General features: G+C 41.1%; 1 pseudogene. It reads left to right on the top strand.

Features of this window, described 5'->3' with window-relative positions:
* Positions 1–32: 32 nt before the first annotated feature.
* Positions 33–435 (top strand): annotated as a pseudogene (locus tag EI161_RS14670) (multidrug ABC transporter permease/ATP-binding protein); the annotation flags it as partial.

The following is a 435-nucleotide window of genomic DNA, read 5'->3' as shown; positions in this document are numbered from 1 at the left end:
AATATGCCCTAACCCGCTTGGGTCATAGATTTGTGTATGAGCTCAGAACCAAGCTAGTAAAACAAATTATCGATACCAACGTTCCGCAGATTGACAAGTTAGGGAACGCCCAACTACTCGCCAGCTTGTCTACCGACATCCAATCGATTACCGTCGCTTTTGTCCGTATGCCAGAGTTGGTTCAGGGGATTATTTTATCTAGCGGAGTCGCCTTATACTTGAGTTGGTTGTCATTGCCATTATTACTGATCATCATGGTTTGGATTGTAATGACGATTTGGGTAAGTACCATTTTGGTGAAGCACGTTTATAAGCATTTAACAGAATTAAGGGAGATTAATGATCTTTTGTATCAAGATTATCAATCTATTATCGAAGGGCGAAAAGAGCTTGCACTTAATCAGCACCGCGCGCAAAAGCTGTATACCAATGATT

The organism is Psychrobacter sp. FME5 (genome assembly GCF_014861375.1).
In the GTDB taxonomy this organism is placed as follows: Bacteria; Pseudomonadota; Gammaproteobacteria; order Pseudomonadales; family Moraxellaceae; genus Psychrobacter.
Note: the sequence above shows the minus strand (reverse complement) of the source record. Positions and strands in the feature narration are given on the sequence as shown.